We start from the raw sequence: 23,593 nt of genomic DNA, 5'->3' as shown, positions 1-23,593 counted from the left end.
CGCGCGCCGGCAACACGGCGTTTTGCATTGGCAAAACAAGCGAGGCCGCCCGCGGGGCGGCCTCGCTATCTATATAAAGAGACCGCGATCAGGACGCGGCCCCCTTGCGTCATCAGGCAAGCGCCTTCAAGACCGCGTCGCCCATGCCGGCGGTCGTGACCTTCGTCGTGCCCGGCTCGAAGATGTCCGCGGTGCGCAGGCCGCTGGCCAGCACGCTGCGCACGGCCGCCTCGATGCGGTCCGCCTGCGGCGCGAGGTTCAGCGAGTAACGCAGCAGCATGGCGGCCGACAGGATCGTCGCCAGCGGATTGGCAATGCCCTGCCCCGCGATGTCGGGCGCCGAACCGTGGCTGGGCTCGTACAGGCCTTGGCCGCTGGCGTTCAGGGACGCCGAGGGCAGCATGCCGATGGAGCCGGTCAGCATCGCCGCTTCGTCTGACAGGATGTCGCCAAACAGGTTGCCGGTGACGATGACGTCAAATTGGCGGGGGTTGCGCACCAGTTGCATGGCCGCATTGTCGACGTACATGTGCGACAGCTCGACGTCCGGGTACTCGCGCGCCACTTCGATGACGATGTCGCGCCAGAACTGCGAGGTCTCGAGCACGTTGGCCTTGTCCACGCTGCACAGCTTCTTGTTGCGCTTTTGCGCCGATTCGAAGCCGATGCGCGCGATGCGGCGCACTTCGGATTCCGCGTAGCGCATCGTGTCGTAGCCTTCGCGTTCGCCGGTGAAGGCGCCGTCCGGCGACGAGCGCACGCCGCGCGGCGTGCCGAAATAAATGTCGCCGGTGAGTTCGCGGATGATCAGGATGTCCAGGCCCGACACGATCTCCGGCTTGAGCGACGAGGCGCTGGCCAGTTCCGGGTACAGGATGGCCGGACGCAGATTCGCGAACAGGCCCAGCGCCTTGCGCAGGCCCAGGATCGCCTGTTCCGGACGGAATTCGCGCGGCAGGCTGTCGTACTTCCAGTCGCCGACCGCGCCGAACAGCACGGCGTGCGATTCCTTGGCCAGGTTCAGCGTGGCGGGCGGCAGCGGATGTTCGAACTGGTCAAAAGCAGCGCCGCCGACCGGCGCCTGTTTGATGTCGAAGGGCACATCCAGCGCCTTCAGGACGCGCACGGCCTGTTCGACGATTTCCGGGCCGATGCCGTCACCCGGCAGGACTGCGATGTTGTGGGTCATTGAATAACGATCCTGTGTTCGATGGTTTGATCAGGCGATGGGGCGGCTTTCGAGCCACGGATGGCGGGCCAGGCGCTCGGCTTCGAAGGCGCGGATCTTGTCGGCGTGGCGCAGCGTGAGACCGATGTCGTCCAGGCCGTTCAGCAGGCAGTACTTGCGGAAGGGTTCGATGTCAAAGCCCATCGCGCGGCCGTCTGCGGCGATCACGACCTGGCGGTCCAGATCGATGTTCAGCTTGTAGCCCGGGAACGCCTTGACTTCGTCGAAAAGGCGCGCCACTTCCAGTTCGGACAGCACGATCGGCAAGAGGCCGTTCTTGAAGCTGTTGTTGAAGAAGATGTCGGCGTAGGACGGCGCGATGATGGCGCGGAAACCGAACTGCGTCAGCGCCCAGGGCGCGTGCTCGCGGCTGGAGCCGCAGCCGAAGTTCTTGCGGGCCAGCAGGACCGAGGCGCCCTGGTAGCGCGGCTGGTTCAGCACGAAGTCCGGATTGAGCGGGCGTTTGCTGTTGTCCATGCCCGGTTCGCCGTGGTCCAGGTAACGGAGCTCGTCGAACAGGTTGGGCCCGAAGCCCGTGCGCTGGATGGACTTGAGGAACTGCTTGGGAATGATGAGGTCCGTGTCGACGTTTTCGCGGTCGAGCGGCGCCACCAGGCCTTCATGAGTGGTAAATGCTTGCATGTTGTCTACTCGGTGCTTGACGCTTATCGGAACGTGCGAACGTCGACGAAATGGCCGGCGACGGCCGCCGCGGCGGCCATGGCCGGGCTGACCAGGTGCGTGCGGCCGCCCTGCCCTTGCCGGCCCTCGAAATTGCGGTTCGAGGTCGAGGCGCAACGTTCGCCGGGTTCGAGGCGGTCGGCGTTCATGGCCAGGCACATGGAACAGCCCGGTTCGCGCCATTCAAAGCCGGCTTCAATGAAGATCTTGTCCAGGCCTTCGCGTTCGGCCTGCTGCTTGACCAGGCCGGAGCCCGGCACGACCATCGCCTGGCGCACATTGGAAGCCACGCGCTTGCCGCGCGCCACGACGGCTGCGGCGCGCAGGTCTTCGATGCGCGAGTTCGTGCACGAACCGATGAACACGCGATCCACGCGGATATCGGTCAGCGGGGTGTTGGGCTTCAGGCCCATGTATTCCAGCGCGCGCTCCATGCCGCTGCGGCGCACGTCGTCTTTTTCGCGGTCGGGGTCCGGCACGCGCGAATCCACCGGCAACACCATTTCGGGCGACGTGCCCCAGGTGACTTGCGGCTTGATGTCGCGCGCATTGACTTCGACCACGGTGTCGAACTTGGCGCCTTCATCGGTGTGCAGGGTGCGCCAGTACTTGACGGCCTGGTCCCAGACGACGCCGGTGGGTGCAAAGGGACGGCCACGGAAGTATTCGATGGTCTTGTCGTCGACCGCAACCATGCCGGACCGGGCGCCCGCTTCGATCGCCATGTTGCAGACGGTCATGCGGCCTTCGACGGACAGCGAGCGAATCGTGCTGCCGGCAAATTCAATGGCGTGACCCGTGCCGCCGGCCGTGCCGATGATGCCGATGATGTGCAGCACCACGTCCTTGGCCGTACAGCCGAAGGGCAGTTCGCCATCGACCTTGATGAGCATGCTCTTGGCTTTCTTCATGAGCAGCGTCTGCGTGGCCAGCACGTGCTCGACTTCGGACGTGCCGATGCCGAAGGCCAGCGCACCCAGCGCGCCGTGCGTGCTGGTGTGCGAGTCGCCACAGACCACGGTCATGCCCGGCAGGGTGGCGCCCTGCTCCGGTCCGATCACGTGCACGATGCCCTGGCGCAGATCGTTCATGCGGAATTCGGTGATGCCGTACTTGCCGCAGTTGGCATCCAGCGTGTCCACCTGCAGGCGCGAGATGGGATCGTCGATGCCCTGCGCGCGATTCATCGTGGGCACGTTGTGATCGGCCACCGCCAGGTTGGCGCCAGTGCGCCACGGCTTGCGGCCTGCCAGCGTCAGCCCCTCGAACGCCTGCGGGCTGGTGACCTCGTGCAGCAGGTGGCGGTCGATATAGAGCAGACAGGTGCCGTCTGATTCCTGGTGGACGATGTGGGCGTCCCAGAGTTTGTCGTAAAGAGTTTGGGCCATGGATGCGCTCTGCAAATAGACAATCCGGCTCGAGCCTGGCGCGAGGGGTAAAACGCTACCCTGCCGCGCCGGCTGCTGCGGCATGAAGGGAATTATGCCCAGCCACCAAACCTAGTACAAGCACACCTGATATACCAGTACTACCACTACCACGCTGACCGACTCGCCGGGGGCCGATCCCGCAGTTGTGTTGACTTGTTGCATAGCCAATTAATGCCCGGGAAAAATCGTTATCGATACAAATTGGTAAACAAAATAGATACAGAACTCTCAAATAGATATAATCGTCCCACGCCCTGAAAGCGTTCACTTCGAAATAATGCGTAATAAACCGTATTAATAGAAATAAACGATTTTCGATTGAGCGATGTTCGTGCAAATTCGAAGAAGTAGTTAGATGTTGCGCGAAATTCACCTTATGGACCGCCGGCAACAAACCTCAAGAATTAACAAATCTTGACTCGCCAAAGCTGACATTTACATACAACATGGCGGCCATTCAATCTCAACTTGACTCGCGAATAATCACTATGGCTTCGTTTTTGCTCAAAAGCACGACCTCGGTCCTTGCCCTTGCATTTGCCCCTGCCGTTTTTGCACAGTCCGCGACGCCCGCTGCCACCGCACCGGCCGGGCAGCCGCAAGTGACGTTGAATCAGATCGTTGAACAGACCCTGCTCAGCAATCCCGAAATCCAGGCCAAGTACCACGACTTCCAGGCGTCCCTGGAAGGCCAGGCCGTCGCCCGCGCCGCCTACTTTCCGCAGATCAATGCGCAAGGCTATCTGGGCCGCGAATGGCGCAACAACGTGCCCGGCGTCGGCTCGCAGAGCTGGAACCGCCCCGGCTGGAGCGTCGAGCTGCGTCAGCTGATTTTTGACGGCTTTCGCACCACCAACGACGTCAAGCAGGCCGGTTTCGACAAGCTGGCCCGTTTCTATGACGTGCTGGCCACCAGCGACAACACCGCGTTCACCGCCGTGCAGGCCTACATCGACCTGCAGCGCTACCGCGACATGGAGCTTTTGGCCCGCCAGAACTATTCGCTGCACGAAAACACCCTCAAGCAGATCGGCGAGCGCACGGAATCCGGCGTGGGCCGTCGCGTCGACCTGGAGCAGGCCGGTGGCCGCCTGTCGCTGGCCCAGACCAACCTGATGACCGAAACGGCCAACCTGCTGGACGTGCAGCAGCGCTTTCAGCGCGTGACCGGCGCCCTGCCGCCCGAATCGATGCTGCCGGCGCCGGATATCGCCGACAAGCTGCCCAAGGCCCCGGGCAACTTCAATGACTCCCTGCGCCGCAATCCCAGCTTCCTGTCCAAGCAGGCCAGCCTGCAGGCCGCGCAGGCGGGCGTGCAGTCGTCCAAGGGCGCGTTCTCGCCCAAGTTCGAGTTCGTGGCAAACACCGGCCGCGACCAGAATGACCCGACCCCGCAAAGCCGCGACATCCAGAGCTCCAGCGTCCAGGTCGTGATGAGCTACAACCTGTACCGCGGCGGCGCCGACTCCGCCCGCGTGCGCCAGACCGCCAACCAGTCGTATGCCGCCCGCGACATCCGCGACTACACCTGCCGAAACGTGCAGCAGGACCTGGCCGTGGCCTGGAACAACATCACCAGCCTGAGCCAGAAGCTGCCCTTCCTGCGTGACCATGAAGTGGCCACGACCAAGGTGCGTGATGCGTACGCGCAACAGTTCCAGATTGGCCAGCGCTCTCTGCTGGACCTGCTGGACACGGAAAATGAACTGTTCGAATCGCGCCGTGCGCTGACCAATGCCATTTATGATCTGCGTCTTGCGCAGTATCGCTGGCTGGCGCTGTCCCACACCCTGCTGCCGGCGCTGGCGCTGCAACCCGCGCGCAACGAAATGCCCGAGGAAAACGGCAAGCTGGAAGTGTCGGACGAAGTGATCAAGCTGTGCAATTCGACCGTTCCGGACACCGCCCGCCTGGCTCCCGTTCGCGTGCACTACAACGAAGGCACCCTTCCCCCGACGCTGGTGCTGGTGAACTCGCCTGCCGCCCGACCCTGATCGGAGCAGGCCGCAAGGAGGCCCAATGGCCAACAAGGGCAGTGATTTCTCGCAGTTGGACGCGGACTTTGTCCGCGTCCTGGAAGACTTGATCGACGCGTTGATCGCCAACGGCACCTTGCGTATGACGGACCTGCCTATCCAGGCCCAGCAAAAGCTCACCCAGCGCAAGCAGCAGCGTGCGCGCCTCTCGGAACACCTTGACCTGTTGGATGACGAAGATGGACAAGTTATCTGATCTGGCTGCCCGGGAATGGCGCGCGGACGCCCGCTCCGCGCACGACGACCCGCTGCTCGATTGCCTGGTGGAAATCACCCGCCTGCACGGCGTCGCGGCCACCGCGCAAGCCCTGTCGGCGGGCCTGCCCCTGGAAGAACACCGCCTCACGCCCGCCCTGCTGCCTCGGGCGGCCGCGCGGGCGCAGCTTTCCGCGCGCGTGGTCAAGCGCTCGCTGGATCACATCTCGCCGGACCTGCTGCCCGCCATCCTGCTGCTCAAGGGCGAACGCGCCTGCCTGCTGCTCAAAAAGGACGGCGGCAAGTTCGTGGTCAGCCACCCCGAACTGGGCGGCAGCTCCATCGACATGGATCCGGCCGAACTCGCTGAGCAGTACAGCGGGCTGGTCTGCTTTGTCCGTCCGCAATTCCGGTTTGACGCCCGGTCCCCGGAAGTGGCCAAGGTGCGCGAGCGCCACTGGTTCTGGGCCGCCATCATGGAGAACCGCCGGCTGTACCGCGACGCCCTGGTCGCGGCGCTGCTGATCAACGTGTTCGCGATGGCGATGCCGCTGTTCACCATGAACGTGTACGACCGCGTGGTGCCGAACAACGCCGTCGAAACGCTATGGGTGCTGGCCATCGGCATCACGCTGGTGGTGATCTTCAACATGATCCTGAGCACCGCGCGCTCGCATGTCGTGGACAGCGCCAGCAAGCGGGTCGACGTGCGCCTGTCCTCGCAGATCATGGAGCGCGTGCTGGACCTGCGCCTGGAAGGCCGCCCGGTGTCCGTCGGTTCGTTCGCGGCCAACCTGCGCTCGTTCGAATCCATCCGCGACTTCATCGCCTCGGCCACCATCACCACGCTGGTCGACCTGCCCTTCATCCTGCTGTTCCTGGGCGCCCTGGCCTGGATTTCGCCGTGGATGATCCTGCCGCCGCTGGTCGCGATCGTGCTGATCCTGCTGGTGTCGCTGGCGGCGCAGGCGCGCATGGAAGCGCTGACGATGGCCTCGTTCCAGGCCTCGTCGCAGCGCAACGCCACGCTTGTCGAAGCGCTGACCGGCCTGGAAGCCGTCAAGACGCTGAATGCCCAGGGCTCGATCCAGCGCAACTGGGAACGCGCCACGGAGTTCATCGCCCAGACGGGCGGCAAGCTCAAGCTGATTTCCTCGTCGACGGTCGGCTTCGTGCAAGCCGTCCAGCAGCTCGTCTCGATCGCCGTCGTGATCATCGGCGTGTACCTGGCGCAGGAATCCGCGCTGTCGATGGGCGGCATCATTGCCGCGTCCATGATCGCCGGCCGCTGCCTGGCGCCGCTGGGCCAGGTCGCCGGCCTGCTGATGCAATACCAGAATGCCCGCACCTCGCTGGGCTCCATCGACAACTACATGAAGATGGCGATCGAGCGTCCGGCTGAGGCCGAGTTCCTGCATCGCCCCGTGTTCCACGGCGGCCTGGAATTCCGCGACGTGACCTTCACGTATCCCGGCAGCACGCAGCCGGTGCTCAAGAAGGTGTCGTTCAAGCTCAAGCCCGGCGAGAAGGTCGGCATCATCGGCCGCATCGGCTCGGGCAAGACGACGCTGGAGAAACTGGCGCTGGCCCTGTACCAGCCCACCGAAGGCGCCGTGCTGCTCGATGGCGTGGACGTCCGCCAGATCGACCCGGCCGACGTGCGCCGGGCCATCGGCCACGTCCCGCAGGATCCCCTGCTCTTTTACGGCAGCCTGAAGCACAACCTGGCGATGGGCGCGCCCTACGCCGACGACGCCAGCATCCTGGCGGCCGCCAACACGGCCGGCGTGACCGAATTCGCCAACCTGCATCCCAACGGCTTTGACATGATCATCGGCGAGCGCGGCGAATCGCTTTCCGGCGGCCAGCGCCAATCGGTGGCCGTGGCGCGCGCGCTGATCAACGATCCGCCCATCCTGCTGCTGGACGAACCCAGCAGCAACATGGACCACCAGAGCGAGGCCCAGCTGCGCAAGCGCCTGGGCGAAGCCAGCGCAACCAAGACGGTCCTGCTGGTGACGCACCGCACCGCGCTTCTGGAGCTGGTCGACCGGCTCATCGTGATCGACAACGGCCATATCGTGGCCGACGGTCCGAAGGAACAGGTTGTCGAAGCCCTGCGTCAAGGACGCGTTGGACGCGGAAGCTGAGAAGACCATGCTGAACAATCCTGGAGCCCCCAAGCACGGTTTCTTTGGCAACCTGCTGCGCGCGCCGCGCAACATCTTCGTGTTCTTCTTCGACCGCCTGCTGGACGGCGCCGAGAAAGGCAAGCCCGCCCAGCGGTCCGACTACATCGGCAATGCCGAATGGGTCATCCACGAGTCGCAGGCCCGCGGCTCGCGCATCCTGCTGTGGACGTCGCTGCTGGCCACGATGGGCCTGCTGGTCTGGGCAGGCTTTGGCAGCATCGATGAGGTGGTCCGCGGCGAAGGCAAGGTCGTGCCGTCCCGCCAGGTGCAGATCATCCAGAGCCTGGACGGCGGCATCGTCGAAGAGATCCTGGTGCGCCCCGGCCAGGAAGTCGAGGCCGGCGAGGTCCTGCTCAAGATCGACTCCACCCGTTTCAACTCGTCGCTGGGCGAGAACAACGCCGAGTACCTGTCGTTGCTGGCCAAGGCGGCCCGCCTGAAGGCGCTGGCCACGGGCGAACCCTTCGTCACGCCCGAGGAAGTGCTTAAACAGGCGCCCGGCCTGGGCGAAATGGAACGCAACGCCTGGCAGGCGCGCAACACCGAGCTGAACGCAACGGTCAACGTGGCCCGGGAACAGCTCAAGCAGCGCCAGGAAGACCTGCGCGAAACCATCGCCAAGCGCGACCAGGCCTCGGCCAGCTGCGGTCTGACCTCACGCGAGCTGCAGGTGACCCGGCCGCTGCTCAAGAGCGGCGCCGTGTCCGAGGTCGATCTGCTGCGCCTGCAGCGCGACGTTGCCCGCTATTGCGGCGAGCAGAAAGGCGCCGAGGCGCAGATCGACCGCTTCCAGGCGTCCATCAAGGAAGCCGAGAGCAAGATCCAGGAAGCCGAGCTGAACATCCGCAACCAGGCCCGCAGCGAGCTCTCGGAAACCAACACCAAGCTGGCGACCCTGCGCGAAGGCAAGGCGGCGCTGGTCGACCGGGTCAAGCTGGCCGAAGTGCGCGCCCCGGTGCGCGGCACCGTCAAGACCCTGTTCAACAACACGGTCGGCGGCGTGGTGCAGCCGGGCAAGGACATCATCGAAATCGTCCCCAAGGACGACACGCTGCTGCTCGAAGTGCGCATCCAGCCGCGCGACATCGGTTTCCTGCACGCGGACCAGAAGGCCGAGGTCAAGTTCACGGCCTACGACTTCGCGATCTACGGGGGCCTGGAAGGCCGCGTGGAACAGATCGGCGCGGACACCGTGACCGACGAGAAAGGCAACTCCTACTACGTCGTGCGCGTGCGCACGGACCGCAGCACGGTAGGCGACAAGCTGTTGCCCATCATCCCCGGGATGGTGGCAGAGGTTCATATCCTGACAGGCAAGCGCACGGTGCTCCAGTACCTGCTCAAGCCCATTCTGCGGGCGAAGGCCAACGCCTTCACCGAACGTTAATGGAGAGCTTCAAGGCCTTATGAAACCCATTCCCGTCCTGTTGATTACGCACGACGACCTGCTTTGGCAGCACTGGCGCGCGCTTGACCCGGCGCGCTGGATGGCTGCCCGCGGGCGAGGCCTGGCGGATCTGCAACGCTGGCGAGAACAAGGCCGCACGCTGGCGGTGCTGGACGCCGACGTGCCCAAGCTGCCCGCCTGGCACGATCCGTTCTGGACCCCGACGCTGGCCGGCCTGCACGTCGTGGTCGCCAGCGCCAGCCCCAACGATGAACAAGGCACGCAGGCGCTGGGCGCCGGCGCGCACGGTTACTGCCACAGCTATGCGCCGCCCGCCGCGATGGCCCAGGCCCTCGAAGTCGTCGCCTCCGGCGGCATCTGGATGGGGCGCTCGCTGGTGTCGCGCCTGCTCAAGCTCGTCACCGAGCGTGCGCAGGACGCGCACGCCTGGGACGGCGGCCGGCTCACCGAGCGCGAAATCACCGTCGCGCGCTACGCCGCCAGCGGCCAGTCCAACGCCCAGATCGCCGAAGCGCTGGGCATCACCGAACGCACGGTCAAGGCGCATCTGTCGGCCGTTTTCGACAAGCTGGGCGTCACCGATCGCCTCCAGCTCGCCCTGCTGGTCCACGGCATTTCCGCACCCGCCGACGCGCGCAGCAAAATCACTGCGTAAACCTGTCCTCAAGGACAATACCCGCCGCCAGCGGCGACCCGTAGTATCTGGCCATCTTGGATAACTCCCTGAAACGGAACCAACATGGCCAACTCTTCTCCCGCCGTCGTCAACGAAATCTCCGGTCGCGCGTGGATACGCAATAGCGACGGTTCCTTGACCGAACTGCATCAAGGCAGCAAAGTCCCCGCCGGCAGCGACATCGTCACTGCCTCGGGCGCCACGGTTTCGCTTCAGGTTGAAAACGGCATGCCGATCGTGATCGGCGAAGGCCGCGAAGTCGCGGTCAACGGCGACATGACCGGCCCGCTGGCCGATCCGACCGAAGCCGCGGTTGCGCCGCCCTCGGGCACCGATTCGGACCGCCTGCTGGCCGCCCTGCAAGCCGGCCGCGACCCGTTCGACGAACTCGATCCGACCGCCGCCGTCGTGGCTGGCGGCGGTGAAGCCGGCGGCAGCAGCTTCGTCCGCCTGGCCCGCATCCTCGAAACCACCAGCCCGCTGGACCTGGCCTACCCGAATCCGGCACGCGGCGACGACACGCTGCCGCGGGTTTCCGGCGCGGCGCTGACCGCCGATGACGGCGACGGCACTGCAGCTGTCCCGGGCAACACGCCCCCGGTCGCGCAGAACGATGGCGTCACCACCCTTCAGGACAATTCGATCAGCGGAAATCTGCTCGCCAACGATGCTGACGCCGATGGCGACGCATTGACGCTGGTTTCCGTCAACGGCCGCCCCATGACCAGCGCCGGCCTGACCGTGCCCGGCTCGAACGGCGGAACGTTCACGGTGTTCCCTGACGGTTCGTACGTCTTCAACCCGAATGGCGATTACCAGGCGCTGGGAGAAGGCGAGACCGCGAGCTCCACCATTTCCTACACGATCACCGATCCGTCGGGCGCCACCTCGACCGCAACGGTCGCCGTCACGATCGTTGGCGTGCTCGACGTGCCCACGATCGCCGTTTCGGACGCCGGCACCATCAACGAAGGCGGCAGCGCCACGTTCAACATCAGTCTGGGCAACACGATCGATCTGGACCGTGAAACGACCATCACGCTCAAGGTTGGTGGTCAGGTCGAACCCCAGGACGTCGGCGTGCCGGTGGTCACCATCGGCGGCGTGGCCGTGGCCGTGACGGCCAATGCAGACGGCACGTACAGCTTCCAGCTGCCCGCCGGCGTCACGAACGGCATCGTGGTGACGTTGCCGACGACGGACGACAACACGTTCGAGGGCAGCGAGACCCTGACGCTGGAGGCCACGCTCAGCGGCCAGGCCGCCAACGGCGCCCAGCTGCCCGCCGGCATCTCCGACACCGGCAACGCGACGATCGTCGATACCGATAGCACCGACCCGACCAACCCGAACCCGGGCGCCGACGTGCCGGCCCTGTCCGTCTCGGACGCGGGCGATGTCAACGAAGGCAGCGATGCCGTCTTCAACGTTGCCCTGACCAAGGCTGTCGACGCCGACACCACCCTGACGTTCACGCTGGGCGGCCAAATTGAAGCGGGCGATGTGGGCACCCCCACCGTCATGATCGGCGGCAGGCCCGCCACCGTCACGGCCAACGCCGATGGCTCCTACAGCGTCACGGTGCCTGCCGGCACGACCGGCGGCATCGTCGTCACGGTCCCCACTACCGACGACGCCGTGTTCGAAGGCCGTGAACAGCTGACGCTGGACGCCACGCTGACCGGCAGCTCCGCCAGCGGCATCGCCCTGCCTGGCAACATTACCGACTCCGGCAGCGCCGTCATCGTGGACGACCGCGGCACCGGCGCCGATGTGCCGGCCATAAACGTGTCCGACGCAGGCGATGTCAATGAAGGCAGCAACGCCGTCTTCAATGTCGCGCTGACCAAGGCGGTCGACGCCAACACCACGTTGACGTTCACGCTGGGCGGTCAAATCGAAGCCGGGGACATCGGCACCCCCACCGTGATGATTGGCGGCCAGCCCGCCACCGTCACGGCCAATGCCGACGGCTCCTACAGCATCACCGTGCCTGCCGGCACGACTGGCGGCATCGTTGTCACGGTCCCAACCGCCGACGACTCGGTGTTTGAAGGCCGTGAACAACTGACGCTGGACGCCACGCTCTCGGGCAATACCGCCAGCGGCGTCGCCTTGCCTGGCAACATTACTGATTCCGGTAGCGCCACGATTGTCGATACGGAAAGCACCGACCCGTCGAACCCGAACCCGGGCGCCGACGTACCGGCCCTGACCGTTTCGGACGCTGGCGATGTCAACGAAGGCAGCGATGCCGTCTTCAATGTCGCGCTGTCCAAGCCGGTTGATGCCGACACCACCCTCACCTTCACGCTCGGCGGCCAGATCGAAGCCGGCGACGTGGGTGCGCCCACCGTCGTGATCGGCGGCAAGCCTGCCACCGTCACCGCCAATCCGGACGGCACGTACAGCGTCACGGTTCCTGCCGGCACGACTGGCGGCATCGTTGTCACCATCCCGACCACCGATGATTCGGTGTTCGAAGGCCGTGAACAGCTGACGCTGGACGCCACGCTCTCGGGCAATACCGCCAGCGGCGTCGCCTTGCCGGGCAACATCACCGATTCCGGTAGCGCCACGATTGTCGATACCGAAAGCACCGATCCGTCCAACCCGAATCCGGGCGCTGACGTGCCGGCCCTGACCGTCTCCGACGCGGGCGACGTCAACGAAGGCAGCGATGCCGTCTTCAATGTCGCGCTGACCAAGGCGGTCGACGCCGACACCACACTGACGTTCACCCTGGGTGGCCAGATCGAAGCCGGCGACGTGGGTGCCCCCACGGTCATGATCGGCGGCAAGCCTGCCACCGTCACGGCCAACGCCGATGGCTCCTACAGCATCACCGTGCCGGCTGGCACGACTGGCGGCATCGTCGTCACCGTTCCGACCACCGACGACTCGGTGTTTGAAGGCCGTGAGCAGTTGACGCTGGACGCCACGCTGACCGGCAACTCGGCCAGCGGCATCGCCCTGCCGGGCAATATCACTGATTCCGGTAGCGCCACGATTGTCGATACCGAAAGCACCGACCCGTCGAACCCGAATCCTGGCGCTGACGTACCTGCCCTGACCGTCTCCGACGCGGGCGATGTCAATGAAGGCAGCGACGCCGTCTTCAATGTCGCGCTGACCAAGGCTGTCGATGCCGACACGACCCTGACGTTCACGCTGGGCGGCCAGATCGAAGCCGGCGACATCGGTACCCCCACCGTGATGATCGGCGGCAAGCCCGCCACCGTCACGGCCAATCCTGACGGCACGTATAGCGTTACCGTGCCTGCCGGCACGACCGGCGGCATCGTCGTCACCGTTCCGACCACCGACGACTCGGTGTTTGAAGGCCGTGAGCAGTTGACGCTGGACGCCACGCTGACCGGCAACTCGGCCAGCGGCATCGCCCTGCCGGGCAATATCACGGATTCCGGCAGCGCCACGATTGTCGATACGGAAAGCACCGACCCGTCCAACCCGAACCCGGGCGCCGACGTGCCGGCCCTGACCGTCGCCGACGCGGGCGATGTCAATGAAGGCAGCGATGCCGTCTTCAATGTTGCGCTGACCAAGGCTGTTGACGCCGACACCACGCTTACGTTCACGCTGGGCGGCCAGATCGAAGCTGGCGACGTGGGCACCCCCACGGTCATGATCGGCGGCAAGCCCGCCACCGTCACGGCCAACGCCGATGGCTCCTACAGCATCACCGTGCCGGCTGGCACGACTGGCGGCATCGTCGTTACCGTCCCGACCACCGATGACGCCGTCTTCGAAGGCCGCGAACAGCTGACGCTGGACGCCACGCTCTCGGGCAATACCGCCAGCGGCGTCGCCCTGCCTGGCAACATTACCGACTCCGGTAGCGCCACGATTGTCGATACCGAAAGCACCGATCCGTCGAACCCGAACCCGGGGGCTGACGTGCCGGCCATTTCCGTCTCGGACGCGGGCGATGTCAACGAAGGCAACGACGCCGTCTTCAATGTCGAGCTGACCAAGGCCGTCGACGCCGACACCACGCTGACGTTCACGCTGGGTGGCCAGATTGAAAATGGTGACGTGGGCACGCCCACCGTCATGATTGGCGGCAAGCCCGCCACCGTCACGGCCAATCCGGACGGTACGTACAGCGTCACGGTTCCTGCGGGTACGACCGGCGGCATCGTCGTTACCGTCCCGACCACTGACGATTCGGTGTTTGAAGGCCGCGAGCAACTGACGCTCGAAGCGACGCTCTCGGGTAATACCGCCAGCGGCGTTGCGCTGCCTGGCAACATCAGCGACTCCGGCAGCGCCGTCATCGTTGACGACCATGGCTCCGGCGCGGATGTGCCCTCGCTGAGCGTCTCGGACGCTGGCGACGTCGACGAAGGCAACGACGCCGTCTTCAACGTCGCGCTTTCCAAGCCTGTCGACGCCGACACCACGCTGACGTTCACGCTCGGCGGCCAGATCGAAGCCGGCGACGTGGGCACCCCCACCGTCATGATCGGCGGCAAGCCTGCCGTCGTGACTGCGAATGTCGATGGCTCTTACAGCATCACGGTGCCTGCTGGCACCACTGGCGGCATCGTTGTCACGGTCCCGACCACCGACGACTCGGTGTTTGAAGGCCGCGAACAGCTGACGCTGGACGCCACGTTGACCGGCAGCTCGGCCAGCGGCATCGCCTTGCCTGGCACCATCACTGACTCGGGCAGCGCCGTCATTGTTGACGACCATGGTTCGGGCGCGGACGTGCCGACCCTGTCCGTCTCGGACGCCGGTGACGTCAACGAAGGCAATGACGCTGTCTTTAACGTCGCGCTGTCCAAGCCGGTTGATGCCGACACCACGCTGACGTTCACCCTGGGTGGCCAGATCGAAGCTGGCGACGTGGGTACGCCCACCGTCATGATTGGCGGCAAGCCTGCCGTCGTGACTGCTAATGCCGATGGCTCCTACAGCATCACCGTGCCGGCTGGCACCACGGGCGGCATTGTCGTCACGGTCCCGACCACCGACGATTCCGTCTTCGAAGGCCGCGAACAGCTGACGCTCGACGCCACGCTGACTGGCAGCTCGGCCAGTGGCATCGCCCTGCCTGGCACCATCACCGACTCGGGCAGCGCCGTCATCGTTGACGACCATGGTTCGGGTGCGGATGTCCCGACCCTGTCCGTCTCGGACGCCGGTGACGTCAACGAAGGCAACGACGCTGTCTTTAACGTCGCCCTGTCCAAGCCGGTTGATGCCGACACGACCCTGACGTTCACGCTGGGCGGCCAGATCGAAGCTGGCGACGTGGGCACCCCCACCGTCATGATTGGCGGCAAGCCTGCCACCGTCACGGCCAACGCCGATGGCTCCTACAGCATCACCGTGCCTGCCGGCACGACTGGCGGCATCGTTGTCACGGTCCCGACAACCGACGACTCGGTGTTTGAAGGCCGCGAACAGCTGACGCTGGACGCCACGCTGACTGGCAGCTCGGCCAGCGGCATCGCGCTGCCGGGCACCATCACCGACTCGGGCAGCGCCGTCATCGTTGACGACCATGGTTCGGGTGCGGATGTCCCGACCCTGTCCGTCTCGGACGCCGGTGACGTCAACGAAGGCAACGACGCTGTCTTTAACGTCGCCCTGTCCAAGCCGGTTGATGCCGACACGACCCTGACGTTCACGCTGGGCGGCCAGATCGAAGCTGGCGACGTGGGTACGCCCACGGTCATGATTGGCGGCAAGCCGGCCACCGTCACGGCCAACGCCGATGGCTCCTACAGCATCACGGTGCCTGCCGGCACGACCGGCGGCATCGTTGTCACGGTCCCGACCACCGACGACTCGGTGTTTGAAGGCCGCGAACAGCTGACGCTCGACGCCACGCTGACTGGCAGCTCGGCCAGCGGCATCGCCCTGCCGGGCACCATCACCGACTCAGGCAACGCCGTCATCGTTGACGATCACGGTTCGGGTGCGGATGTCCCGACCCTGTCCGTCTCGGATGCAGGCGACGTCAACGAAGGCAACGACGCTGTCTTCAACGTCGCCCTGTCCAAGCCGGTCGACGCCGACACCACCCTGACGTTCACGCTGGGCGGCCAGATCGAAGCCGGCGACGTGGGCACGCCCACTGTCATGATCGGCGGCAAGCCGGCCACCGTCACGGCCAACGCCGATGGCTCCTACAGCATCACCGTGCCGGCTGGCACGACTGGCGGCATCGTTGTCACCGTCCCGACCACCGATGACGCCGTCTTCGAAGGCCGCGAGCAGCTGACGCTGGACGCCACGCTGACCGGCAGCTCGGCCAGCGGCATCGCGCTGCCGGGCACCATTACTGATTCCGGTAGCGCCACGATTGTCGATACGGAAAGCACCGACCCGACCAACCCGAACCCGGGCGCCGACGTGCCGGCCCTCACCGTCTCGGATGCCGGCGACGTCAATGAAGGCAACGACGCCGTCTTCAACGTTGCCCTGACCAAGGCGGTCGACGCCGACACGACGCTGACGTTCACGCTCGGCGGCCAGATCGAAGCCGGGGACATCGGCACCCCCACCGTGATGATTGGCGGCCAGCCCGCCACCGTCACGGCCAACGCCGATGGCTCGTACAGCATCACGGTGCCTGCCGGCACGACTGGCGGCATCGTCGTCACGGTCCCGACTACTGATGATTCGGTGTTCGAAGGCCGCGAACAGCTGACGCTCGACGCCACCCTCTCGGGCAACACCGCCAGCGGCGTCGCGCTGCCTGGCAACATCACGGATTCCGGCAGCGCCACGATTGTCGATACCGAAAGCACCGACCCGTCCAACCCGAACCCGGGCGCCGACGTGCCGGCGCTGACCGTCTCGGATGCCGGCGACGTCAACGAAGGCAGCAACGCCGTTTTCAACGTCGCGCTGACCAAGGCTGTTGATGCCGACACGACTCTGACCTTCACGCTGGGCGGTCAAATTGAAGCCGGCGACGTGGGCACCCCCACCGTCATGATCGGCGGCAAGCCTGCCACCGTCACGGCCAATGCCGACGGCTCCTACAGCATCACCGTGCCGGCTGGCACGACTGGCGGCATCGTGGTCACCGTCCCGACCACCGATGACGCCGTCTTCGAAGGCCGCGAACAGCTGACGCTGGACGCCACGCTGACTGGTAGCTCGGCCAGCGGCATCGCGCTGCCTGGCAACATTACCGATTCCGGTAGCGCCACGATTGTCGATACGGAAAGCACCGATCCGTCGAACCCGAATCCGGGCGCCGACGTGCCGGCCCTGACCGTTTCGGACGCGGGCGATGTCAACGAAGGCAGCAACGCCGTCTTTAATGTTGCGCTGACTAAGGCTGTCGATGCCGATACGACGCTGACGTTCACGTTGGGCGGTCAAATTGAAGCTGGCGACGTGGGCACGCCCACGGTCATGATCGGCGGCAAGCCTGCCACCGTCACGGCCAACGCCGATGGCTCGTACAGCATCACCGTGCCGGCTGGCACGACTGGCGGCATCGTGGTCACCGTCCCGACCACCGATGACGCCGTCTTCGAAGGCCGCGAACAGCTGACCCTGGACGCCACGCTCTCGGGCAACACCGCCAGCGGCGTCGCGCTGCCTGGCAACATCACCGATTCCGGCAGCGCCACGATTGTCGATACGGAAAGCACTGACCCGTCGAACCCGAACCCGGGCGCTGACGTGCCGGCCCTGACCGTCTCGGATGCGGGCGATGTGAATGAAGGCAGCAACGCCGTCTTCAACGTCGCGCTGACCAAGGCTGTCGATGCCGACACCACGCTGACATTCACCCTGGGTGGCCAGATTGAAGCTGGCGACGTGGGCACGCCCACGGTCATGATCGGCGGCAAGCCTGCCACCGTCACGGCCAACGCCGATGGCTCCTACAGCATCACCGTCCCTGCTGGCACGACCGGCGGCATCGTGGTCACGGTCCCGACTACCGATGATTCGGTGTTTGAAGGCCGCGAACAGCTGACGCTCGACGCCACCCTCTCGGGCAACACCGCCAGCGGCGTCGCGCTGCCTGGCAACATTACCGATTCCGGTAGCGCCACGATCGTCGATACGGAAAGCACCGACCCGTCCAACCCGAACCCGGGCGCTGACGTGCCGGCCCTGACCGTCTCGGATGCGGGCGATGTGAATGAAGGCAGCAACGCCGTCTTCAACGTCGCGCTGACCAAGGCTGTCGATGCCGACACCACGCTGACATTCACCCTGGGTGGCCAGATTGAAGCTGGCGACGTGGGCACGCCCACGGTCATGATCGGCGGCAAGCCTGCCACCGTCACGGCCAACGCCGATGGCTCCTACAGCATCACCGTCCCTGCTGGCACGACCGGCGGCATCGTGGTCACGGTCCCGACTACCGATGATTCGGTGTTTGAAGGCCGCGAACAGCTGACGCTCGACGCCACCCTCTCGGGCAACACCGCCAGCGGCGTCGCGCTGCCTGGCAACATTACCGATTCCGGTAGCGCCACGATCGTCGATACGGAAAGCACCGACCCGTCCAACCCGAACCCGGGCGCCGACGTGCCGGCCCTGACGGTCTCGGATGCGGGCGATGTGAATGAAGGCAGCAACGCCGTCTTCAACGTCGCGCTGACCAAGGCTGTCGATGCCGACACGACCCTGACGTTCACGCTGGGCGGCCAGATCGAAGCCGGCGACGTGGGCACGCCCACGGTCATGATCGGCGGCAAGCCTGCCGTCGTGACTGCGAATGCCGATGGCTCCTACAGCATCACCGTGCCGGCCGGTACGACCGGCGGCATCGTTGTCACCGTCCCGACCACCGATGACTCCGTCTTCGAAGGCCGCGAACAACTGACGCTCGACGCCACGCTGACCGGCAGCTCGGCCAGCGGCGTCGCCCTGCCGGGCAACATCACCGATTCCGGCAACGCCGCCATCGTGGACGATCGTGGTCCGGGCGCCGACGTGCCGACCCTGACCGTCTCCGACGCGGGCGACGTCAACGAAGGCAGCAACGCCGTCTTCAACGTCGCGCTGAACAAGGCCGTTGACGCCAACACCACGCTGACGTTCAAGCTCGGCGGCCAGATCGAAGCCGGCGACGTGGGCACGCCCACGGTCATGATCGGCGGCAAGCCCGCCACCGTCACGGCCAACGCCGATGGCTCCTACAGCATCACCGTGCCGGCCGGCACGACTGGCGGCATCGTCGTCACGGTCCCGACCACCGATGATTCGGTGTTCGAAGGCCGTGAACAGCTGACCCTGGAAGCCACGCTCTCGGGCAACACCGCCAGCGGCGTCGCCCTGCCTGGCAACATCACCGATACCGGCAACGCCGCCATCGTGGACAGCCGTGGTCCGGGCGCCGATGTGCCGTCGCTCAGTGTCTCCGACGCGGGCAACGTGACCGAAGGGAACACGGCGAGCTTCAACGTGGCCCTGAGCAAGCCGGTCGATGCCGAAACGACGCTGACCTTCACGCTGGGCGGCCAGGTTACCGGCGCCGACTACGGCAAGCCCGTTGTGACGATCGGCGGAACGTCTGTGGCGGTGACGGCCAACGCAGACGGCTCGTACAGCGTCAAGGTTCCGTCCGGCACCACCGGCGGCATCGTCGTCCAAGTGCCCACGACTGCCGACGGCATCTACGAAGGCACCGAAAGCATGGTTCTCAACGCCACGCTCTCCGGTCAGACCGCTAGCGGTACCGCCCTTCCGGCAGGCATCTCGGACAGCGGCAATGCGGCCATCGTGGACATCAACAAGCCGCCTGTCGTGGGCAACGCATCCGTCGCGGTGTCCGAGGAAGGCCTGAGCGGTGGCATCAAGGACGGCAATGGCACGTCCGACACCACCGATTCGGCGAAGGCCAATGGCCAGTTGAACATCACCGACGACAACAGCGGAGCCGCCTACACGATCACGCTGGTGGCGCCGGCCAACGGCAGCCTCACCTCCGATGGCGTGCCAATCAACTGGACGCTGTCCGACAATGGCCATACGCTGACCGGCCGCGCCGGCACCACCGACGCCATCATCATCAAGATCGACAATGCCGGCGCCTACACGGTGCAGATGCTGGCGCCGGTGGATCATCCGGACACGACGCGTGAAGACACGGTCGGCCTGTCCGTGACCGTCAAGGTCGCGGACGGCGTCAATGCGCCCGTCACCACCACGCTGAACGTCACGATCGAAGACGATTCGCCTGTCGTGCAGCAGAACGCGCCCGTCAACGTCGAGTCCGCCGGCATTCCCGATGTCTATACCGGCAAGGTCTCCTTTGCCGGCTCTTCCAGCAGCGATAGCCAGTGGAAGTTCACGTTCGGCAACGGCGCCGTGGAAGTCTCGGCCAAGGGATTCACGTCGAATAACGACCTGACGCTGATCGACGCCAAGGTCAACCAGAGCACCGCAGGGCTGGGTGTGGCGAGTTCGGGCTCCCCGTATCACAACATCGCGAACGAGGTGGACTACCGCGAATTGAACGGCCAGGGCGCGTCGGAAGAACTGACGATCCGCCTCACCGGCGGAAAGATCGCCTACGGCGCAACCATCGACTTCGCCGCCATGTATGGTGGCGAAGTGGAAAGCGGCATCGCACGCTTCTACCGCGATGGCGTGTTGATCGCCGAACGCACCTTCACCTCCGACAAGAGCGGCGGCGACTACGCGGCGAACTTCCGGGTCGAGGAAGGCGGCTTCGACACGATCGTCGTGTCTGCCACGGACAACCACAAGAATTCCTCGAGCGACAACAGCGACTTCACGGTGACTGGCGTGACGTTCCTGGGCAGCCAGGATGTCCATGCCATCGCCTACGCCGACGGCAACCTGCAATTCGCCTACGGCGCTGACGGCCCCGGAACGCTGAAGCTGACGGGCGTGGAAAGCGGCCTGACGACGCGTGATGGCGGCGCAATCAAGACCAATGTGGCTGCCAACGGCAACCTGATCCAGGGTCTGGATGCGTCGGGCAATCTGGTGTTTGAGATCCGTCTGACGCCGGCCACCGGAAAGTGGGAGTTCTATCAGTACCAGCCCATGAACGGCACGGCCAACAAGCTGATCGACTTCACGTACCAAGTGACCGACGCGGATGGCGATTTCGCAAACGGCCAGTTCCAGGTTGGCGGTGTCGAGCCCACGGGTCCGACCCTGACCATCGAAGACAACAATGCCGGCGCCCCTGGCGTCCTGAGCGTGTCCGAAGCACAGGCCACCGGCAGCGGTTCCTTCGTGATCACCGCGGCAGCCGGACTGAAGTCGATCTCGATCGACGGCACCGGCAACGCCGACGCGACGCTGACTCTGGACCGCCTGGCGGGCCTGTCGAGCAACCCGCTCACGCTGACCACCAGCAAGGGCACGCTGACGCTCACCGGCTACGACGCGGCAACCGGCAAGGTGACCTACACCTACCAGACCAGCGGCGCGCAGCAACACACCGGCGACGACACCAACGTCCAGGACCACTTCGCGATCACGGTCGAAGACAAGTTCGGCGGCAAGGCGACGGGCGACCTGGGCGTGCTGGTGACCGATACGGCGCCCAACCTGGTCCCGCTTGCCGACAGCTCCGCGCTGTCGTCGCGTGGCACGAACATCATGCTGACGCTGGATACGTCCGGCAGCATGGACGATGGCAGCGGGGTCTACAGCGGAAAGCGTGAGCTGACGCGCTTGGAGGTACTGAAATCCTCGGTCGCCAAGCTGCTCGACCAGTATGGCGAGTCCGGCGACGTGCGCGTCATGATCGTCGAATTCAACTCGACCGCGAGCCAGAAGGGAGGCGGCTGGATGTCGCTGGCCGAAGCCAAGTCGCTCGTTCAGGGCTTGAGCGATGGCGGAGGCACCAACTATCAGGCAGCGCTGAATACGGCGATGACCGCCTGGAACAACTCCGGCACGGGCAAGCTGGAAGGCGCCAATGTGCAGAACCTTTCCTACTTCTTCACCGATGGAGAACCGGTGAATGGGGCGGTCGGCACTACGCTCCAAGCAACTTGGGAAAAGTTCCTCACGGACAACCAGATCAACTCCTACGGCATCGGCCTGGGCACCGGCGCCTCGGGCTCGAACATCGATCCGGTGTCCTACAACCCCAACAAGCCGCAGGACAGCAACACGATCATCGTGAAGGACTTGAACGGTCTGGACACGGCGATTTCGGACACCATCGCACCGCCGATCGTCGGCGACATCTCGGCGGGCGGCACGTTGGGCGCCGACCTGGCCGGTGCGCGTATCACGCAACTGGTGATCGACGGCAAGACGTTCAACTACGACGTTGCGACCAACAAGGTCACGGCCAGCTCCGGCGCGACCTTCACCTTCGATTCGGCCAAGTCCGAACTGACGGTGACGACGTCGCACGGCAAGTTCACGATCGATCTGGCGGGTGAAAACCTGGGCGATTATCGCTACCAGCCGCAAGCCGCCGGCACCGACACCGTCCAATACACGGTCAGGGATGGCGACGGCGATACGGCAAGCTCCAGCCTCACGCTGACGGTGACGGCGCCGGTTTATCAAAACCCGGATGCCGTGAACGACACGGTGATCACCAACATCCTGAGCCCGCAATTGACGGTTCAGGCCGGCTCGCTGCTCGCCAACGACGTGCGCGGCACGGGTGCGTTGACGATTGGGCCGCTGACGGTGAATACGGGCTGGAAGGATAAGGGAGGCGACTTCATTGCTTCGTCGGTCAAGGAGCTTGGGTTCGCGGGAACGAATGGCAACGTCAATGCGAACAAGTTCCTGACGGTAGATCGCGCAGATCTGGCTCAGATCGGCCAGAATCGGGCTCAGATCAAGGTAGATGGATACCTCGCCAGCGTGGGCGCCAGCCGCAGCAATGATGAGGACACCATCACCTTTGCCATGAAGGCCGGCGAAGTCCTGACGCTGAGTCATGACATGCAGGAGAACTGGGTTCGGATGGAGTATCGCCTCGCCGGAACGTCGGGTCCCTACAAAGCGCTGCAAAGCGGAGACAGCATCAGCCCCACGGCCGATGGCCAATACGAAATCCACCTTGTCAATCTTGACGACAACGGCTCGGGTTGGTTTGGTGACGGCCCGGAGAATTACATTCTCACGATGACCGTCGACTATTCCCGCGCATCTGCCGTCGCCGACACCGTGGCCAATTCCTCGTACACGATCAGTACGGCGGACGGCCATAGCGATAGCGCCAACGTGTCGGTGGCCTATCAAGCGGGCAGCAGCCTGCTGGGCACCGACAAGAGCGAGATCCTGCTTGCGGGAGATGGCAACGACACCCTGAACGGCGGCAAGGGCAACGACGTGCTGATCGGCGGCAAGGGCCACGACACCCTGATCGGTGGCGACGGTTCCGATACGTTCCGCTGGGAGTTCAACGATCAGGGAACGACGTCCAACCCGGCCGTCGACCGGATCAAGGACTTCTCGCTGGCCAAACCCGCAGACGGCGGCGATGTGCTGGACCTGAAGGACCTGCTCGTGGGCGAGAAGGATGGCAATCTGTCCAACTACCTCAACTTCAAGCAGGATCCGGCCAACGCCAACAATACGATTCTCGAGATCAACACCAAGGGCCAGATCGGCCAGGGTGCCGATCAGAAGATCGTGCTGGAGGGCGTCGATCTCACCCACGACGTCCACGGTCAGGCCGTCAGCAACCAGGCCATCATCAACGACCTGCTGCAGAAGGGGAAGCTGAACGTCGATCATCATTGATCACCGACGTGACGGGAGGGCCGGCCCAGGCCTTACCCTCCCG

General features: G+C 65.0%; 9 protein-coding genes. 6 read left to right on the top strand and 3 right to left on the bottom strand.

Annotated features, from left to right (window positions below; all coding sequences use genetic code 11):
- Positions 1–112: 112 nt before the first annotated feature.
- The 3 genes from leuB to leuC are packed head-to-tail and all read right to left on the bottom strand — an operon-like array spanning position 113 to position 3,297.
- On the bottom strand, positions 113–1,189 hold the full coding sequence (gene leuB, locus LN047_RS09270) for a 3-isopropylmalate dehydrogenase (RefSeq protein WP_056315814.1): 1,077 nt from the start codon (positions 1,187–1,189) through the stop codon (positions 113–115).
- 30 nt (positions 1,190–1,219) lie between these two features.
- Positions 1,220–1,870 carry a 3-isopropylmalate dehydratase small subunit gene (gene leuD, locus LN047_RS09265; protein WP_056315812.1) on the bottom strand — a complete coding sequence of 217 codons (651 nt, stop codon included), beginning with the start codon at positions 1,868–1,870 and terminating at the stop codon, positions 1,220–1,222.
- A 23-nt stretch (positions 1,871–1,893) separates the two neighbouring features.
- Positions 1,894–3,297 (bottom strand): 3-isopropylmalate dehydratase large subunit, encoded by a 1,404-nt coding sequence (leuC, locus tag LN047_RS09260; RefSeq protein WP_056315809.1) that lies wholly within the window; start codon positions 3,295–3,297, stop codon positions 1,894–1,896.
- Positions 3,298–3,827: 530 nt separating this feature from the next.
- On the opposite strand from leuC, the gene LN047_RS09255 reads away from it, so the two are divergent.
- From LN047_RS09255 to LN047_RS09230, 6 genes are all read left to right on the top strand, one after another.
- A complete protein-coding gene (locus LN047_RS09255) occupies positions 3,828–5,333 on the top strand; it encodes a TolC family outer membrane protein (protein ID WP_373981565.1) in 1,506 nt (501 codons plus the stop codon).
- A gap of 25 nt (positions 5,334–5,358) precedes the next feature.
- Positions 5,359–5,571 (top strand): hypothetical protein, encoded by a 213-nt coding sequence (locus tag LN047_RS09250; protein WP_056315801.1) that lies wholly within the window; start codon positions 5,359–5,361, stop codon positions 5,569–5,571.
- Complete coding sequence (locus LN047_RS09245) at positions 5,555–7,720, top strand: type I secretion system permease/ATPase (protein ID WP_056315798.1); 2,166 nt, start codon at positions 5,555–5,557, stop codon at positions 7,718–7,720. The genes LN047_RS09250 and LN047_RS09245 overlap by 17 nt, the downstream gene beginning before the upstream one ends.
- Before the next feature lie 7 nt (positions 7,721–7,727).
- Positions 7,728–9,149 carry an HlyD family type I secretion periplasmic adaptor subunit gene (locus LN047_RS09240; RefSeq protein WP_373981564.1) on the top strand — a complete coding sequence of 474 codons (1,422 nt, stop codon included), beginning with the start codon at positions 7,728–7,730 and terminating at the stop codon, positions 9,147–9,149.
- A 19-nt stretch (positions 9,150–9,168) separates the two neighbouring features.
- Positions 9,169–9,825 carry a response regulator transcription factor gene (locus LN047_RS09235; RefSeq protein ID WP_056315795.1) on the top strand — a complete coding sequence of 219 codons (657 nt, stop codon included), beginning with the start codon at positions 9,169–9,171 and terminating at the stop codon, positions 9,823–9,825.
- Between the two features lie 84 nt (positions 9,826–9,909).
- The gene (locus LN047_RS09230) at positions 9,910–23,550 is read left to right on the top strand and encodes a retention module-containing protein (RefSeq protein ID WP_373981563.1); all 13,641 of its coding nucleotides are present in this window, start codon (positions 9,910–9,912) and stop codon (positions 23,548–23,550) included.
- The last annotated feature ends 43 nt before the right edge of the window (positions 23,551–23,593 follow it).

Origin of the sequence: Achromobacter sp. JD417 (genome assembly GCF_041879325.1) — a bacterium.
GTDB classification, from domain to species: Bacteria; Pseudomonadota; Gammaproteobacteria; order Burkholderiales; family Burkholderiaceae_B; genus Achromobacter; species Achromobacter mucicolens.
Note: the sequence above shows the minus strand (reverse complement) of the source record. Positions and strands in the feature narration are given on the sequence as shown.

Bases quoted from the DNA above. Each gene is read 5' to 3' on its own strand.
- leuB (WP_056315814.1), bottom strand. From the start codon at position 1,189: ATGACCCACAACATCGCAGTCCTGCCGGGTGACGGCATCGGCCCGGAA.
- leuD (WP_056315812.1), bottom strand. From the start codon at position 1,870: ATGCAAGCATTTACCACTCATGAAGGCCTGGTGGCGCCGCTCGACCGC.
- leuC (WP_056315809.1), bottom strand. From the start codon at position 3,297: ATGGCCCAAACTCTTTACGACAAACTCTGGGACGCCCACATCGTCCAC.
- LN047_RS09255 (WP_373981565.1), top strand. From the start codon at position 3,828: ATGGCTTCGTTTTTGCTCAAAAGCACGACCTCGGTCCTTGCCCTTGCA.
- LN047_RS09250 (WP_056315801.1), top strand. From the start codon at position 5,359: ATGGCCAACAAGGGCAGTGATTTCTCGCAGTTGGACGCGGACTTTGTC.
- LN047_RS09245 (WP_056315798.1), top strand. From the start codon at position 5,555: ATGGACAAGTTATCTGATCTGGCTGCCCGGGAATGGCGCGCGGACGCC.
- LN047_RS09240 (WP_373981564.1), top strand. From the start codon at position 7,728: ATGCTGAACAATCCTGGAGCCCCCAAGCACGGTTTCTTTGGCAACCTG.
- LN047_RS09235 (WP_056315795.1), top strand. From the start codon at position 9,169: ATGAAACCCATTCCCGTCCTGTTGATTACGCACGACGACCTGCTTTGG.
- LN047_RS09230 (WP_373981563.1), top strand. From the start codon at position 9,910: ATGGCCAACTCTTCTCCCGCCGTCGTCAACGAAATCTCCGGTCGCGCG.